This is a genomic window from Hyphomonas neptunium ATCC 15444, assembly GCF_000013025.1.
In the GTDB taxonomy this organism is placed as follows: domain Bacteria; phylum Pseudomonadota; class Alphaproteobacteria; order Caulobacterales; family Hyphomonadaceae; genus Hyphomonas; species Hyphomonas neptunia.
The window spans coordinates 682292-698578 of sequence record NC_008358.1; the positions used below are offsets into that span (position 1 = coordinate 682292).

A 16287-nucleotide genomic window follows, 5' to 3' on the forward strand; every position below is an offset into this window, starting at 1 on the left:
GCCACAAAAGAATAGTGCCCACTTTTGCCTGCAATTGAAAGAGGCAAATTCCTGCGGCGGGCACTGCAACAGCTAATGCGCGGTCAAGGCGGGGTTAATCTTCCTGTGGGTATCCACTGAGATGACCGCATATTGGGCACTCAACGCCCGTCTCATACCGCCGAGCTGATGCTGACACGTATTGTTTCAGTCCTGTTAATACTTTGCTTTGGCGCCGTTTTTGGCGCCCGCGCCGACGTGTCACAAATCCGCGTTGTCGGTGACGGGGCGCCGACCCGAATCACGATCTGGACGGACGCGCCGGAAGAGGCAGAAGCCTTTGTCAGCGAAACGGCGGGTGTGCGGCGCATCATTTTCCCGCTTAGGTCGAACGGCTATTCGGCTGAGGGTCTCGGCAGCGGCGGGGTCACGGTCTGGCAGCTGAACCCAGGGCGGCTGGAATTCGAACTCGATCGCGCCATGTCCGTCGCGCGCGTCCTGCGCCTGCCGCCGACCGGCAGCGAGATGTCCTATCGCATCATCGTCGATCTCGACACGGTCTCCGACGCCCGCTTCTCCAGCGTGGCCCGTCGGGATCAGCGCCGCCTTGCCAAGGCAGAAACAGACGCGGCCAGGGCCGCTGAAAAACAAGCCACGCTCCTCGCCGGCTCTGCCGCCTCAAGCGCGGGCCGCAAAGCACCGCCCAGATCGTCCAAAGGACATGTCGTTGTCATTGATGCCGGTCATGGCGGGAAAGATCCCGGCGCCATGGCGATCAATGGCGGTAAAGAGAAGGACGTGACCCTCAAAGCCGCCCTCGCCCTGAGAGACCTTCTCGAGGCAGATGGCCGCTATGTCGTCAAGCTCGTGCGGGACACCGACGTCTATGTCGATCACGAAGACCGGGTCACCAAGGCGCGCAACTGGAACGCCGAATTGTTTATCTCGCTGCATGCTGACGCCGCAGGCTCCAGCGCCGTCTCGGGGGCTTCGGTCTATACCATCTCAGCCCGCGGGGAGGGCCGGATCGACCGGGAGGCGAGCAAGAACAACTGGGTTATTCCCATCGAGGATGGCACCCCCCAGCGCCTGACCGGCATTCTCTCCGATCTGGTCAAACGCGAAACCAAAACGCGTTCGGCCGAGTTTGCCGAACTTCTGCTGCCCGAACTGGAACGCGCAGGCCCCGTCTTGCGCAATACCCATCGCAGCGCCGGGTTCTATGTCCTGCTTGCGCCCGATGTGCCCGCAGTGCTGCTCGAACTTGGCTTCCTGACGAATTCCGAAGATGCAAAACGCCTCCAGTCCGAGCGGGGCAGAGCGGCGGCGGCCCTCGCCATCAAGCAGGCCATCGACACCTATTTCGACCGCCAGGATCTCCGCCTCGCGTCCCAATAGGCGGCAATTGGCGCAGGTCCCCGCAGCGGGCGCCCACTTGTCGCTGCGGGCAGATACTGCAAGGGTTTGGCCCATGAAACGCATCCTTCCGCCGCTCCTTCTTGCCAGCCTGCTCGTCCTGGGCGCTTGCGCCACCTCCGGCCCGCGTGGCCCGTCTTTTGACTTCTCCGACGATCGCCCGCCTGAGGCCGCCTCCTACCGGGACTTCATGATCGCGCGCATCGCCTCGCTGACGAATGATCCGGGAACCGCCTCCCGGCGCTATGCCGCCATCATCGACGCCATGCCCGAGCAGGCCTCAATTGCAGAGCGCGCGGTGTTCTCGGCGCTGCTTGCCGGCGACTATCCGGCCGCTGCAGGCCTCTCCAGCCGCGCCCTGGCGGCGGGCAGCGATGCCAGCCTCGTGCGGCTCACCCTCGCCGTTGACGCCATCGTGCGCGGCAAGCCCGAACAGGCGCGGCCTTATCTGGAAGAGTACGCTTACCAGCCCTTCAACCGGAACATCGCCAACAACATCTCCGCATGGCGCGCGCTGAGTAAAAGCGGCCTGACGGCGGCCACACCCTTTCTGGAGCAGGGGCTCACGGGGGACCTGCGCTTTGACAGCCCGTCGATCTACATGATGGGTCTGCTGCAGCTCTCCGGCGGCGCCGATGAGGAAGCCCTGGCCACTTTCGAGCGCGTCTGGTCCTCGGGCGCCCGCCTTGCAATCGGGGTCGAGGCTCATGCCGAACTCCTTGCTGCACGGGGCGATAAGGCCCGCGCGCTGGAGATCATCGAAGCCTTCCGCGCCGAAGTCGGCACCAATGCCGCCCTTGCCAGCCTCGCCCGCCGCATCGAAGCTGGCGAGAAGATCAAGCCGCGCCGTCTCACCACCCGCCAGGGCGCCGCCCTCGCGCTGTACGTTCCGGCCGCCGCGCTGATGTACCAGACCAATGATGATCTCTCCTCGGTCTATTTCGTCCTCGCCCTGGCGCTGGACCCCGACCTGCACGTTGCCCGCTCTCTCTGGGCGCAGGCGCTGGAAAATGGCGGCCGCCGCGACGACGCGATCGCCACGCTGCGTGAGGTGCCTGCTTCCTCGCCTTACTATCCCAACGCTCAAGGCCAGCTCGCCGGCCTCCTCAATGCGCAGGGCAAGAGCGAGGAAGCCCTTCGCGTTGCCGCCGAAGCCCTCGCCGGCACGCCCGATCGCGGCCTTCAGCTTCAGCTGGCCGATCTCTACATTTCCCTTGAACGCTATGGGGATGGCGAAGCGGTGCTCAGCGAAGTGATCGCCTCAGACGGCGAGCGCGAAGACTGGCGTGTCATCTTCGCCCGCGGCGCGGCGCGGGAGCGTCAGGGCAACTGGCCCGGCGCAGAAACCGATCTCAAGCGCGCGCTGGAGCTTCGCCCGGAAAGCGCTACCGTCCTCAACTATCTCGGCTATTCCTGGATCGACCGCGGCGAAAATCTGGAAGAGGGCTTCAACCTCATCCGCCGCGCCGTTATTCTGGAGCCGCTCGCGGGCCATATCATCGACAGTCTCGGATGGGCGCACTACAAACTCGGCCAGTATGAAGAAGCCGTCGATTACCTCGAACGCGCGGTCGAACTGGTGCCCGGCGATCCCGTCCTCAACGACCATCTGGGCGACGCCTATTGGCGCATGGACCGCAAGCTCGAAGCCGGTTTTCAGTGGGAGCGCGCCCTGACGCTTGATCCCACCGAAAAAGACCGGGAACAGATCAATGCCAAGCTCCATTCAAAGCTGGGCCCCGATGCGCCCGAAGCAGCGGCGGAGTCAAAATCTCCGACCGTCACGCAAGACTCTCCCTGAGGGGCGCTTCCGGATGAGCACAGCAGACAAAAGCCTTTCGGGCTGGGCGCCTGCCAAGGTGAACCTCTATCTGCATGTCGGCCCGCCAAAACCCAATGGCCGCCATGACCTTGAGTCTCTTGTAATGTTCTCGGGTTCTGGTGCGGCAGACCATCTGACGGCAGAGCCTGCCGAAGGGCTCAGCCTTTCGGTTGCCGGCCCCTTCGCCGCTGCGGCCGGGGCGGGCGATGACAATCTGGTCCTTCAGGCGGCCCGCGCGCTACAGGCCGCCTCCGGCACGCAACAAGGCGCCCGTCTTTCGCTCAAGAAATGGCTGCCCGTCGCCGCCGGCATCGGCGGTGGCTCCTCCGACGCCGCCACAGCCCTCCGTCTGCTGACAAAACTCTGGGCGCTTGACCCAAACCATGCCATCGCCCTTGCGCCGGGCCTTGGAGGGGATGTGCCGGTAGCGTTGGCGGGGCAGCCATCACTCATGCGCGGGGAAGGGGAGCGCGTCACGCCGCTGCCCGCGCTGCCGCCCGTTTATGCCGTGCTGGTCAATCCCGGCGTCCCATGCCCCACAGGCCCGGTCTTCCGCGACCATGACGCGGCAGGGGGCGGCGCGGGCTTTGCCGAGATTGATCCGCCACCGGAGTTTTCAGGGCCCAAAGCATTCGCCGCCTGGCTCGGCCAGCAACGCAACGATCTGGAAAGCCCTGCCATCGCGCGCGTGCCGGAAATCGGCGCCGTGCTCGAATTCCTGCGCGCCCAGCCCGGCGTATTGCTGGCGCGCATGAGCGGGTCAGGTGCCACCTGTTTTGCCCTCTGTGAAGCGCTCGCCTTTGCGGAGCGCGCAACCGCCGTCATCGCCCATGATGCGCACAAGGCGCATTGGTGGACCGCTGCCTCCCGGCTCGGGGCGGCGCCATGATCGCGCTTTCCCTTGTCTGGGCCGCGGCCCCGCTCATCATCAGCTTTCTCGTCTGCGCGCTTATGATCCGCCTTGGCCCGAAAGACGCGCCTGATGGCGGACGCAAGACCCAAAGCCGCCCCGTGCCCAGTGCCGGCGGCGTCGGGGTCCTGGCGGGCGTTCTCGGCGCGCTTTTCCTCGCCAGCCTTCTTCAGCCCGGCGGCCTCGGCAATCCGGTCGCTACCCTTGCGCAGATCGCGCTCGCCGGCCCCATGCTCCTTGTGCTGATCGCAGGTCTGCTCGGCTTTGCGGATGACAGGCTTAACCTGCCGGCTGGCCGGAAGCTGCTCATCCTCGCTGCGGCCGCTTTGCTCGCGGCGATCTATGGCCCGCATGTCACCCATTTCTGGCTGCCCGGCGCCAATGGGTCGGGCTATGTCCTGCCTGCCTTCCTGGCCATTGCCGGCGCGGCGCTCTGGCTATTCATCATGGCCAATGCGGTCAACTTCATGGACGGCGCAAACGGCATTGCCATGGGCAGCGCGGCGATCCTGCTCGCCGCCCTCGCGGTGATCACCGCCCCGCCCACGGGCAGCGCGCCGGGCATTCTGTTCCTTCTGCTGGTCGCGGCAGCGGCCGCGGTCTGCGGCTTCCTCGCCTGGAATCTTGCCGGCCGCCTCTATGCCGGGGATACCGGCGCTCTCGCCATCGGCGCCCTCATGGGCGGGGCCGGGCTCTCGGCAGGTGTCATCCATTCGGTCTGGGTTCCCGCCACGCTGGCGCTCCCCATCCTCCTGGACGTCATCCTCACGCTCATCTGGCGCGCCCGCCTTGGCCGCCCGCTGATGCAGGCCCACCGCGATCATGCCTATCAGCTCTTTCTGCGCGCAGGCTGGAGCCATCTACAGGTGGCCGGTCTCTGGTGGGGCTTCTGCCTCATCACCTCGCTTGCCGCCATTACTGGCGCACGCAACGGCGCAGGCGTCGCCGCCGCCCTCTTTGCCTTCATGTTCCTTGCAGGTTCAGCGCTCTGGGGCTGGCAGCGCATCGCGCTCGGCCGCCACCTTGCCAGTGAGAACAAATAACTCAGTAAGCCCGGCTTACACAGAAATCGGCCAGGTCTTCCAGCGCGTCCCGGTAGGTCGAGGCGGGCAGGGTGCGCAACGCGCCCTTGGCCAGCGCGGCGTAGGCTTCGGCTTCCTGCACGGTGGCTTCGGCCGCCCCGGTCGCGCGGATCAGGTGCACGGCATGGGCAAGGTCGGAATCTTCCTGCGTTTCCGGGTTCAGCGCCCGGTCCCAGAACGCCCGGTCCTCGTCAGAGCCCCGCCGCCGCGCAATGATCACCGGCAGGGTGATTTTCCCCTCGCGGAAATCATCGCCCACCGATTTGCCGATCACAGAGGTCGTCCCACCATAGTCCAGTGCATCATCAATGATCTGAAAGGCGAGGCCCAGATTCTTGCCATACGTCGCCAGCGCGTCGGAATATTCCTCTCCGCCCGCAGACATCGCGCCGGTTTCGGCCGCCGCTTCAAACAGCGCGCCCGTCTTGGCTTCCACAATGGCGAGATATTCTTCGGTTGGCAGGTCGCGGGTTGCCATCGCTGCCAGCTGGCGCACTTCGCCCTCTGCAATCACGGTCGAGGCCGTGGCCAGCCGGTTGAGAATGTCCAGGCTGTTGGCTTCGACCAGCAGGTTGAATGCGCGCGCAAACAGGAAGTCGCCCACCAGGATCGCGGCCTTGTTGCCCCAGATCGCCTTCGCGGCGGGTTTCCCCCGGCGCAGGTCGCTCTCGTCCACAACGTCATCATGCAGCAAGGTCGCCGTGTGGATGAACTCCACCGCAGCGGCCAGCGCATGGGTCGCGGCATTGGCTTTGCCCACAGCATGAGCGGCGATCAGGGTGATCATCGGGCGCAGGCGCTTTCCGCCTGCCGAAACGATATAGCCTGAAAGATCCGGGATAACTGCCACAGGGCTGGCGGCGCGGGTCGCCAGCAGGCGTTCGACGGCCGCCAGATCGTCAGCGACAAGTGCCTGCATCCGCTCCGTAATCGAGGAAAGCTGGGCCTTGCTCTTCGGTTTTGGGGCGAGGGTCAAACGGAGCACTCCGGCAGGAAGAGTTTGTTATAAGTAAATTTACGCAATTACCCAGCCAAGCTCGACGTGGCACCGGGCCGCACGCCGCAGCCGCCCGCCTTTGAGCGCATTGGCGCAGGCCCGGCAATAGGTTAGCGTGCAACCCATCGACAGGTATGTGCGTTTAGATCGGTATGAAACCCATGAAAACCTTTGCCATTGCCCTTGGGGCGCTCTCTCTCGCAGCCTGCGCAACGACGCCTGTTTACGGCCCCGCCGCAAAAGATGGCGCGATGGGCTATACCTCCCAACAGATCGAAGCGGGCCGCCACCGCATCGCCTACACGGACAAGGACGCCGGCAAGGCGCGCAGTCTGGCGCTGCTGCGGGCTTCCGAGATCACGCTGATGGAAGGCAAGGACTGGTTTGAGGTTACCGCTGAATATACCGATGTCGAGCAGGGCGGCGGGGGCGGTCCCTCCCTCAGCGTCGGCGGCGGCTCGGGCTCTTATGGCCGCTCCTCCAGCGTCGGCGTGGGCGTCGGCTTCGGCATTCCCCTTGGCGGCGGCTCGGGCGGCAAGGCCACAGCCGTCCTCGAAATTGTCACCGGCACAAATCCCAAACCGGACAAATCCACTGTCTATGATGCTCAGTCAGTCGATATGAACCTGCGCGGCCAGATCGACTGATGGAAGAAGTCCTGCGCACCAATGATCCGGTGAAGCTTTCCTATGCCCAGCACCTCCTGACAGAGGCGGGCATCGAGTATTTCGTCGCCGATCAGCACATCTCTGCCGTTGAAGGCAATATCGGCGCCTTTCCCCGACGCCTGATGGTGCGTGAAGCGGAGCTGGCCAAAGCCCGCCTCGCCCTTTCCGGAGTTGAGCCGGGGTGAGCCTGCCACACGCCGAGACGAGCGAAGACACCGTCTATCAGGGCCGGGTCCGCCTGGTTCAGCCTGTCAAAGGATTCCGCGCGGGCTTCGACTCGCTCCTCCTCTCCGCAGCCCTTCCGGTGCTGGAGAAGGGGGAGATGCTGGAACTTGGCTGCGGGTGTGGCGGCGCGCTGCTGCCAGCCGCCTACAGGATGCCAGGGGTGTCCTTCACGGGTCTCGAAGTGTCCCGATCTGTCTCCGATATGTCCCGCAAAGGCGCCGCGCTGAACGGCTTTGGCCCCCGCGTAACCATCGAAAATACCGAAGCGTCAGAATGGGTTAAGTCCCACGAAAACCGCTTCGATGCCGTCTTCGCCAACCCGCCTTATTTTGAGCCCGGAAAAATATCCGAGCCCGGCGAGGGCAAGGCATCAGCCTATATCGAAACGCTTTCGCTGGAGGGCTGGATAAAGGCCATGCTCCACGCCGCAAAGCCGCGCGCCCCCGTCATCCTGGTCCACCGCGCTGCCGAGCTTGCCCGCCTTCTGGCCCAGCTCGACCGTCAGGCCGGCGAGATCACCGTGCTTCCCGTCGCCTCCAAGGCGGGCGAGCCTGCCCGCCGCGTCCTCGTGCGCGCCCGCAAGGGCCTGAAGCGCGGCCCGCTCACGCTCCTGCCGCCCCTCATCACCCACACCGATGATGGCAGCGCCCGAACGCCCGCCGCGCAGGCCATCGTCGAGGGGATTCCCCTGGCCTGGTAGGCCCGATTTTCCTTGAACGCGGCGGAAAAGGGCCCACACTATCCTTAACGCCGCTCCGGCGCGGGGAGACCCTCCCATGTTCACATTGCTCTTTCTTGCCAGCCTCGCCCTTGGCATCTTCATTGCCTTTGTCGGCGCCTTTGGCACGCGCGACCATAACAGCCCCGACAAGAAGAAAGGCTGGTGGTAGACGCGCCCGGTTGCGAACCGCCCCGGTCAGCGCTAGTCCGGCTGGGAAACAGCCCATCGGAAGATCGCAATGTCTGCCCCAAAAGCCCACCCCAAGCCCAATTCCTTTCAGGACCTGATCCTGACCCTGCAGGCCTATTGGGGCGCCCAGGGCTGCGCGATCCTTCAGCCCTATGACATGGAAGTCGGCGCCGGCACGCTCCACCCCGCCACTGTCCTGCGCGCGCTCGGCCCGAAGAACTGGCGCGCCGCCTATGTTCAGCCCTCGCGCCGCCCCAAGGATGGCCGCTATGGCGAAAACCCCAACCGGCTTGGCCACTATTACCAGTATCAGGTCATCCTGAAGCCCAACCCGGCCAATCTGCAGGACCTCTATCTCGAAAGCCTCTACCGCATCGGCATCGACCCCACGGTTCACGACATCCGCTTCGTCGAAGACGACTGGGAAAACCCCACGGTCGGCGCCTGGGGCCTTGGCTGGGAAGTCTGGTGCGACGGGATGGAAGTCTCCCAATATACCTATTTCCAGCAGGTCGGCGGCCTCGACGTGTTCCCGGTCTCCGGCGAGCTGACCTATGGCCTAGAACGCCTCGCCATGTACGTCTTCGGCGTCGATAACGTCTACGATCTGCCCTTCAACGACCCCGCCAGCGAAGTGCCGCTCACCTATGGTGACGTGTTCCTCGAAAACGAACGCCAGCAGAGCGCGTTCAATTTCGAGCATTCCGATGTCGAGATGCTGAAACGCTGGTTCGCCGATTGCGAAAACCAGTCAAACGCCCTGCGCGAAGCCGGCAAACCGTTGCCGGCCTACGACTACGCCCTGAAAGCCTCGCACACCTTCAACCTGATCGACGCCCGCGGCGCCATCAGCCCCACCGAGCGCCAGGCCTATATCGGACGGGTGCGGGATCTGGCGCGGGGCGCGGCCGCCCAATGGGCCGAGCAGCAGGCCTGAACGTCGCAGTCAGCCTATTCACAGCTTACCTGTGAACGTATCGGCCTCCGGCGCGTTGGTGCGGGCCATAGGAGGCTGCAATGAAATCTCTTTCCGTCCTGTCTGCGCTCTTGCTCCCCGCCATTCTTGGCGCGTGCAATCCCGCTCCAAACGCCCCTGAGCCCATCGTCCCACCCCCGCATGTGCCCGAGGTGTCCGGTTCTGCCACCGCAGACGACGTGCCCGCCCCGCCCGCTGCCGACAGCACGCTCAGCCTCACCACGTTTGAGCCCACAACCGTGGAAATCTATTGCAGCTTCCACCGGCCCAGCCAGGACGGCGTTCTGGGTGAGCGCCTCTTCATCACCGAAATTGCCGGCGTACCGGCCCCCGCCGCCATCGGCCTTGAAGGCGAGCCTGTCACGCTCAAGGAAGTCTCCAAGACCGAAGCGGACGGCGCGGAGATCTGGACCTATCGCAATGACGAGCGCCCCGTTGAAATCGAGCTGCGTCTGAAGGAGGTCGAGCAAGGCATGGAATACCGCAATTATACCGGCACCATCCGCATCTCCGACCCCGTAGACGCCAGCGCGATCAACATCGAAGGCAGCTGCGGGGTCTGACCCCCGCTGCGCAATCCATAGACCCGCCCGCTTGACCCCGGCGCCCGTAGCTGTAAGCCGTGCCCACCCCTAATTCCGGCGACTGACAGGGCCTATGGCTGACCTTCTGATCGAACTTTTCTCCGAAGAAATCCCCGCGCGCATGCAGGCGAAGGCGGAGGCGGACCTTCTGGCGGCCCTCACGGGCAAGCTGAAAGAGGCGGGCCTCGCCTGGAAGACCGCCTTTGCCGTCTCCGGCCCGCGCCGCCTCACGGCGGTGGTCGAAGGGCTCGACGCGCGCTCGGCGGATGTGCGCGAAGAGAAGAAAGGCCCCAAGGTCGGCGCGCCCGAGCAGGCCATCGCCGGCTTCCTGCGCGGGGCGGGCCTCACTGACATCAGCGAGGCCTCCGTCGTCTCCGACCCCAAGAAAGGCGACTTCTACGTTGCCTATTCCACCGTGCCGGGCCGCGACGCGAAAGACGTGATCGCGGAAGCTGTGCCTGCCATCATCCGCGATTTCCACTGGCCCAAATCCATGCGCTGGGGCACCGGAGAGCTGCGTTGGGTGCGCCCGCTGCAACGCATTGTCTGCGTGCTCGATGGCGCCGTTGTGCCGTTTGAAGTGGGCGGCATTACCAGCGGCAACGAAACCGAAGGCCACCGTGTCCATGGCCGTGGTCCGTACACGGTCACTGGGTGGGCAGATTACAAATCCCAACTCGAAGGGCAGGGGCATGTCGTCCTCTCCCGCGATGATCGCCGCGCCGCCATCCTGGGCGGCATCGAAAAAGCCTGCGCCAAAGCGGGTCTGCAATGGATCGAAGACAAGGGCCTTCTGGAAGAGGTCACCGGCCTCGCCGAATGGCCCGTGGTCGTCCTTGGACAGATGGACCCGGACTTCCTCGATCTGCCGCCTGAAGTCATCACGCTGTCGATGCGCACCCACCAGAAATACTTCGCCGCAACGCACGCGAAGACGGGCAAGCTCGCGCCAAACTTCATCCTCGTCGCCAACATCGCCGCCACCGATGGCGGCGCAAAGATCGCCGAGGGTAACGCCCGCGTCCTCTCGGCCCGCCTCTCAGACGCCCGCTTCTTCTGGGAAAAGGACAAGGCCACACCGCTCGAAGTGATGGGCGAAAAACTCAAGACCATCGCCTTCAAGGAAGAGCTTGGCAGCCTCGGCGACAAGGTAGAGCGCGTCGCCGCACTCGCCCGCGAACTCGCGCCTGCCGTGGGCGCTGACCCCGGTCTTGCCGAACGCGCCGCGCGCCTCGCCAAGGCTGACCTCGTCTCCGAAATGGTCGGTGAGTTCCCCGAACTTCAGGGCGTCATGGGTCGCTACTACGCGCTCGCCGTCGGCGAAGACGCCCGCGTCGCCGACGCCATCCGCGACCATTACAAACCCCAGGGCCCCAGCGACTCCGTCCCCACAGACCCGGTATCCATCGCCGTCGCGCTGGCTGACAAACTCGACACACTCGTCGGCTTCTGGGCGATTGATGAGAAGCCAACCGGCTCGAAAGACCCGTTCGCGTTGCGCCGCGCGGCGCTAGGCGTGGTCCGCATCAATTTGGAGAATGGTGTGAGACTGAAATTGTCTAACGCTATTCTTAAAGCTCCGCTTGCAGTGAGGCCTGTAGTGAAGGGCGGGCAGTCAGATAGCGTGCGTTCGGCCGCCTCTAAAGCAATTGATGCTCTGATTGATCCGACTCTCCTCTCCTTCTTCGCAGACCGCCTCAAACAAGTCCTCCGCGACCAGGGAAAACGCCACGACCTGATCGATGCCGTCTTCGCCCTCGGCGAGGATGACCTCGTCCTCATCGTCAAGCGCGTCGAGGCCCTCGCCGCCTTCCTCGCCACCGAGGACGGGGCAACGCTGCTGGCGGGCTATCGCCGCGCCGCCAACATCCTCAAGGCCGAAGAGAAGAAAGGCGCGCTGCCCGATGGCCTCAGCGTCGATCCCGCCCTCATCGCCAAAGGCCCCGCCGCCGAGCAGGCCCTCTGGGCGTCCCTGAATGAGACGACCGCCGCCCTTGAAGCGCCCCTGAAGACCGAAGACTTCGCCGGCGCCATGACGGCCCTTGCCGGCCTGCGCGCCCCGGTCGATGCCTTCTTCGAGGATGTGCTGGTCAATGATTCGGATGCCAAAGTGCGCGAAAACCGGCTCGCCCTGCTGATCGCGGTGCGCGGCGCCCTTCACAAGGTCGCCGATTTCTCGAGAATTGAGGGCTAAAGACGGCGCGGCAACCTTGTCACCTTGCGTCAGGGCGCCCCATGACGTTTGCATGACTGGCAATTGCCTCGCGGTTGCAGCATAGGACTTGCAAGCTGGCCGCAAGGTCAGGTGGCCGGAAGATCAAAGTTGAACACGGGGAACGCTTCGTATGGGCAACGCCGCAGTAAAAAACGCTGACGAAACATGGGTCTACGCTTTCGGAGGCGGAACCTCGGATGGCGATGCCTCGATGCGCAACCTCCTGGGGGGCAAAGGCGCCAACCTTGCCGAAATGGCAAAGCTCGGCCTGCCTGTGCCGCCCGGCTTCACGATTTCGACCGCTGTCTGCGTCGCTTACTATGATACCGGCCGGGTTTATCCCGCCACGCTCGACGCGCAGGTCTCTGACGCGCTGGCCGCGCTGGAAGGCAAAACCGGCAAGGGTTTCGGCGATCCGGAAAACCCGCTCCTCGTCTCGGTCCGCTCGGGCGCCCGCGCCTCGATGCCCGGTATGATGGACACGGTTCTGAACCTCGGCCTCAACGAAGCTGTCGCCGCCGGCCTCGCCGGCAAGGCAGGCGACCGTTTCGCCTATGACAGCTACCGCCGTTTCATCCAGATGTATTCCAACGTCGTCCTCGGCATGGGCCATGACGAGTTCGAACACATCCTCGACGACTATAAGGAGCGCGAAGGTCTCGACCTCGATACCGAGTTGACCGCCGACAACTGGAAACAGGTCATCGTGCGCTACAAGGAAGCCGTCCAGAAGGAACTGGGCCGCCCGTTCCCCGAAGATCCGCGCGAACAGCTCTGGGGCGCCATCTCGGCAGTGTTCGACTCCTGGATGTCCGACCGCGCGATCATCTATCGCAAGCTCAACGACATTCCCGCCAACTGGGGCACGGCCGTCAACGTCCAGTCCATGGTGTTCGGCAATCTGGGCGACACGTCTGCCACCGGCGTTGCCTTCACGCGTGACCCGTCAAACGGCTCGCCGATCTTCTATGGCGAATACCTGATCAACGCCCAGGGCGAAGATGTCGTCGCCGGCATCCGCACGCCTGCGCCCATCTCGCGCGAGCGCGCCAATACGCTCGGCTCGTCGGACGCCCCGCTCGAAGAGGCCATGCCGCCGGTCTACAAACAGCTGGTCGACGTCGCCAACACGCTGGAGCGTCACTACAAGGATATGCAGGACATCGAGTTCACCGTCGAAGACGGCACGCTCTACATGCTGCAGACCCGCAACGGCAAACGCACCGCCGCCGCCGCTGTGAAGATTGCGGTCGATATGGTCCGCGAAGGTCTGATCACGGAAGAAGAGGCGCTGCTGCGCATCGACCCCACCGCGCTCGACCAGCTTCTCCACCCGCGCATCCCCAGCGATGACGAGAACAAGAAAGCTGGAAACGCCGCCTATGACGTCGCCTTCAAAGGCCTTCCCGCCAGCCCCGGCGCGGCTGTCGGCCGCGTTGTGTTCGATTCCGAAGAAGCCTTCGCCCTTGCCGCAAAAGGGGAGGACGTGATCCTCGTCCGTGTCGAGACGAGCCCGGATGACATCAAGGGCATGCATGCGGCCCGCGCCATCGTCACCGCCCGCGGCGGCATGACCAGCCACGCCGCCGTTGTCGCGCGCGGCATGGGCCGTCCCTGCGTCTGCGGCGCGTCGGACCTGCGCATCAACACCGCCAAAGGCGAATTCACCGCCCGTGGCCGCACCTTCAAGAAGGGCGACATGATCACCGTTGACGGCGTCAATGGCCGCGTCATTGCCGGGGCCGTTTCGCTGATCAATCCCGACCTCTCCGGCGATTTCGGTGAGTTCATGGGCTGGGCCGACAAGCGCCGCACCCTGAAGGTTCGCGCCAATGCCGAAACCCCGCTCGACACGCGCACCGCCGTCGAGTTCGGCGCTGAAGGCGTCGGCCTCTGCCGCACCGAGCATATGTTCTTCGACGAGGAACGCATCCCCGCCGTGCGCACGATGATCCTCTCCAATGACGAAACCGGTCGCCGCGAGGCGCTCGCCAAGCTGCTCCCGATGCAGCGTTCCGACTTTGAAGAAATCTTCCGCATCCTCGGCGATCGCCCGGCGACCATCCGCCTGCTCGATCCGCCGCTGCACGAATTCCTGCCCCACACCGATGAAGACATCGCCGGCGTCGCCAAGGCTTCGGGCCTGAGCGCCGAGGAACTGCGCCGCCGCGCCGCTGACCTGCACGAATCCAACCCCATGCTCGGCCACCGGGGCTGCCGCCTCGGCATCACCTATCCTGAAATCTACGAGATGCAGGCCCGCGCCATCTTTGAAGCGGCGGTCAACATCTTCAAGGAAGGCAAGCTGAAGCCCGTTCCCGAGGTGATGATCCCGCTGGTCGCCACCCACCGCGAACTCGACATCCTGAAAAAGCTCGTCGACGAAACCGCCCAGAAAGTGTTCGCCGAAACCGGTGTCACGCTCGACTATATGGTCGGCACGATGATCGAGCTGCCCCGCGCGGCTCTCGCGGCAGGGGAAATTGCCCAGGCCGCCGAATTCTTCTCCTTCGGCACGAACGATCTCACCCAGACAACCCTCGGAATTTCCCGCGATGACGCCGGCAAATTCCTCCCGATCTATTCGGAAAAGGGCATCTATGAGAAAGACCCGTTCGTAACACTTGACCAGGAAGGTGTGGGCGAACTCGTTAAGATTGCGGCCGAGCGCGGGCGCAAAACCCGCCCCGACATCAAGCTCGGAATCTGTGGTGAACACGGGGGAGACCCGGCTTCGGTGGAATTCTGTCACCGCGCCGGTCTCGATTACGTTTCCTGCTCGCCCTACCGGGTGCCGATTGCCCGTCTCGCAGCGGCACAAGCCGCCATCCGCGGAGCGAAGAAGTAGCGGATTTCGGGCAGTTGAGGCGCAAAACCCGCCGCCCTTGAACGTTGCATTTGTGCAACAACTTGACAGGAAGATTCTAACCAACGGGACCGCGCGCGGTCCCGTTTTTCTGTTATTTTTCAGATAATTACACCCATATATTCGTGCGTCGCGCGAATCGCCGGATTCGGCTCGGTTCCCAGGCTTTCTGAATTGTCACTCAGGAAACTGGCTGAAATATTGCTAGATAGTTGCGGGTGGGCCAAGTCCCTCCAGTCCCTCCGGGGTCTGGCCGGGTACGTTCGGCCTCTACAAACAGATAAATCTCGGACTCTCCGGGGCATCAGGCAGAACCATAACTGCCAGCCGGGGAACAGAGGAGTGGTGATGTTAAGGTTTCTTAAACCAGGCCGGGCCAGTGTATTCCGGGTTAATGGGCTGCGTGAAAAGCTCACACGGTGGTGGCTTGGAATGACTGATCAGGAACAGAGAGACGTGTTCATTCGCGGCGGCATGATTGCCGTTGTCGCGGTTACGGCGTCCGTGTCCCTTCCGGCGATCGCAGAACAACAGGCCGGCCTGCGCGCCGACGCGGAATTCCGCGCCGAAGCCGAGCGGCTCGCCCTTTATGAAGATGGCGGCCTCGCCGTCCGCACCGCCAGCCACACGCCGTCCCTGATGGACTCGCCCTGGCTGCGTACCGTCGAATACACCCTGAAGCGCGACATCGACTCCTCGATGAGCCGCTATGCCATGCGCGACCGCGATGGCGCCGCACTCGCCTCCCTCGCGTCTTTCCGCCCCGAGCAGATCCAGCGCGCCGAGACCATCGATGCCGAGCTGATGTGCATGGCGCAGGCCGTCTATTACGAATCGGCCTGGGAACCCCTCAACGGCCAGCTCGCCGTTGCCGAAGTCATTTCCAACCGCGTCCGCGACCACCGCTACCCGGACAGTGTCTGCGGCGTGGTCTTCCAGGGCGCGACCCGCACCACCGGCTGCCAGTTCACCTTCACCTGTGACGGGTCGATGGACCGCAACAAGCCGGCCGGCGAAGCCTGGGAGCGTGCCCAGCGTATTGCCGCCCATGTGCTGATGGACCTCAATGAGGACCGCACCGGCGGCGCCACCCATTATCACGCTACCTATGTCGATCCGGTCTGGAATTCGGGCCTGGTCAAGACAGAGCAGGTTGGCCTGCACATCTTCTACCGTTTCCCCCGCGGCGCCGAATGGGCCAGCGTGGAGCGCAACTTTGAAGCCCGCAAGCGCCAGACCGAGCTGCGCCTGGCTGAGCTGGATGCCACGAAGGAAGCCGACATGGCCGCCCTCGACGAAGGCCTCCTCTTCGCAGACGCCTCCACCGCAGCAGACGATGGCTATTACACGATCACGCCGACCGTCGCGCCCGCCGGTGTCACCACCTCCACCCGCACGGTCTCGACCCCGGCCCCGCGCCTGATGTCCATCCAGACCGTGAAGAAGGCCCCCGAGGTCGCGCCCGTCCAGGCAGACGTCGCGCCGCAAGCCGAAGCTGTCGAGGCCGTTCCCGAGCCCGTCGTGGTAGACGAATACCTCGCCCGCCAGCTCGAAGCCGCCCGCGCCGCCGCCGAGTAAGCGCCAGGTCACGGTTCAAAAATTTCAAGGCCGCTGATGAAACGCATCAGCGGCCTTTT

At 64.3% G+C, this 16287-nt stretch carries 13 protein-coding genes; 12 read left to right on the top strand and 1 reads right to left on the bottom strand.

All coding sequences use genetic code 11. The features are described from left to right. The first annotated feature begins 168 nt into the window (after positions 1 to 168). The 4 genes from HNE_RS03365 to HNE_RS03380 all read left to right on the top strand — a co-directional run bounded on the left by HNE_RS03365 (position 169) and on the right by HNE_RS03380 (position 5170). Positions 169 to 1377 carry an N-acetylmuramoyl-L-alanine amidase family protein gene (locus HNE_RS03365; protein ID WP_035590362.1) on the top strand — a complete coding sequence of 403 codons (1209 nt, stop codon included), beginning with the start codon at positions 169 to 171 and terminating at the stop codon, positions 1375 to 1377. A gap of 73 nt (positions 1378 to 1450) precedes the next feature. Next, positions 1451 to 3196, top strand: a complete 1746-nt coding sequence (locus HNE_RS17765) for a tetratricopeptide repeat protein (protein ID WP_049755005.1) — start codon at positions 1451 to 1453, stop codon at positions 3194 to 3196. 13 nt (positions 3197 to 3209) lie between these two features. After that, a complete protein-coding gene (locus tag HNE_RS03375; RefSeq protein ID WP_011645705.1) occupies positions 3210 to 4106 on the top strand; it encodes a 4-(cytidine 5'-diphospho)-2-C-methyl-D-erythritol kinase in 897 nt (298 codons plus the stop codon). Continuing rightward, positions 4103 to 5170: a glycosyltransferase family 4 protein gene (locus HNE_RS03380; RefSeq protein ID WP_011645706.1), complete on the top strand. Its 1068-nt coding sequence runs from the start codon at positions 4103 to 4105 to the stop codon at positions 5168 to 5170. The genes HNE_RS03375 and HNE_RS03380 overlap by 4 nt, the downstream gene beginning before the upstream one ends. A gap of 1 nt (position 5171) precedes the next feature. Here the strand turns inward: HNE_RS03380 and HNE_RS03385 are convergent, their stop codons facing one another. Beyond that, positions 5172 to 6128: a polyprenyl synthetase family protein gene (locus HNE_RS03385; protein WP_083759122.1), complete on the bottom strand. Its 957-nt coding sequence runs from the start codon at positions 6126 to 6128 to the stop codon at positions 5172 to 5174. Between the two features lie 239 nt (positions 6129 to 6367). Here HNE_RS03385 and HNE_RS03390 point away from each other — a divergent pair, with 239 nt between their 5' ends. The 8 genes from HNE_RS03390 (at position 6368) to HNE_RS18895 (ending at position 16228) form a co-directional block, all read left to right on the top strand. Further along, positions 6368 to 6853 (top strand): CC0125/CC1285 family lipoprotein, encoded by a 486-nt coding sequence (locus HNE_RS03390; RefSeq protein ID WP_049755007.1) that lies wholly within the window; start codon positions 6368 to 6370, stop codon positions 6851 to 6853. After that, complete coding sequence (locus HNE_RS03395) at positions 6853 to 7059, top strand: DUF2007 domain-containing protein (protein WP_011645709.1); 207 nt, start codon at positions 6853 to 6855, stop codon at positions 7057 to 7059. Before HNE_RS03390 ends, HNE_RS03395 begins: the two co-directional genes overlap by 1 nt. Beyond that, a complete protein-coding gene (locus HNE_RS03400; protein WP_011645710.1) occupies positions 7056 to 7799 on the top strand; it encodes a tRNA1(Val) (adenine(37)-N6)-methyltransferase in 744 nt (247 codons plus the stop codon). The genes HNE_RS03395 and HNE_RS03400 overlap by 4 nt, the downstream gene beginning before the upstream one ends. Positions 7800 to 8058: 259 nt before the next feature. After that, positions 8059 to 8946 (top strand): glycine--tRNA ligase subunit alpha, encoded by an 888-nt coding sequence (locus HNE_RS03405; RefSeq protein WP_011645712.1) that lies wholly within the window; start codon positions 8059 to 8061, stop codon positions 8944 to 8946. Positions 8947 to 9026: 80 nt separating this feature from the next. Continuing rightward, complete coding sequence (locus HNE_RS03410; protein ID WP_011645713.1) at positions 9027 to 9548, top strand: hypothetical protein; 522 nt, start codon at positions 9027 to 9029, stop codon at positions 9546 to 9548. 94 nt (positions 9549 to 9642) lie between these two features. Further along, positions 9643 to 11763: a glycine--tRNA ligase subunit beta gene (glyS, locus tag HNE_RS03415; RefSeq protein WP_011645714.1), complete on the top strand. Its 2121-nt coding sequence runs from the start codon at positions 9643 to 9645 to the stop codon at positions 11761 to 11763. A 151-nt stretch (positions 11764 to 11914) separates the two neighbouring features. After that, positions 11915 to 14632, top strand: a complete 2718-nt coding sequence (gene ppdK, locus HNE_RS03420) for a pyruvate, phosphate dikinase (RefSeq protein WP_011645715.1) — start codon at positions 11915 to 11917, stop codon at positions 14630 to 14632. Between the two features lie 450 nt (positions 14633 to 15082). Then, positions 15083 to 16228 carry a cell wall hydrolase gene (locus tag HNE_RS18895; protein WP_198022810.1) on the top strand — a complete coding sequence of 382 codons (1146 nt, stop codon included), beginning with the start codon at positions 15083 to 15085 and terminating at the stop codon, positions 16226 to 16228. Positions 16229 to 16287: the final 59 nt, after the last annotated feature.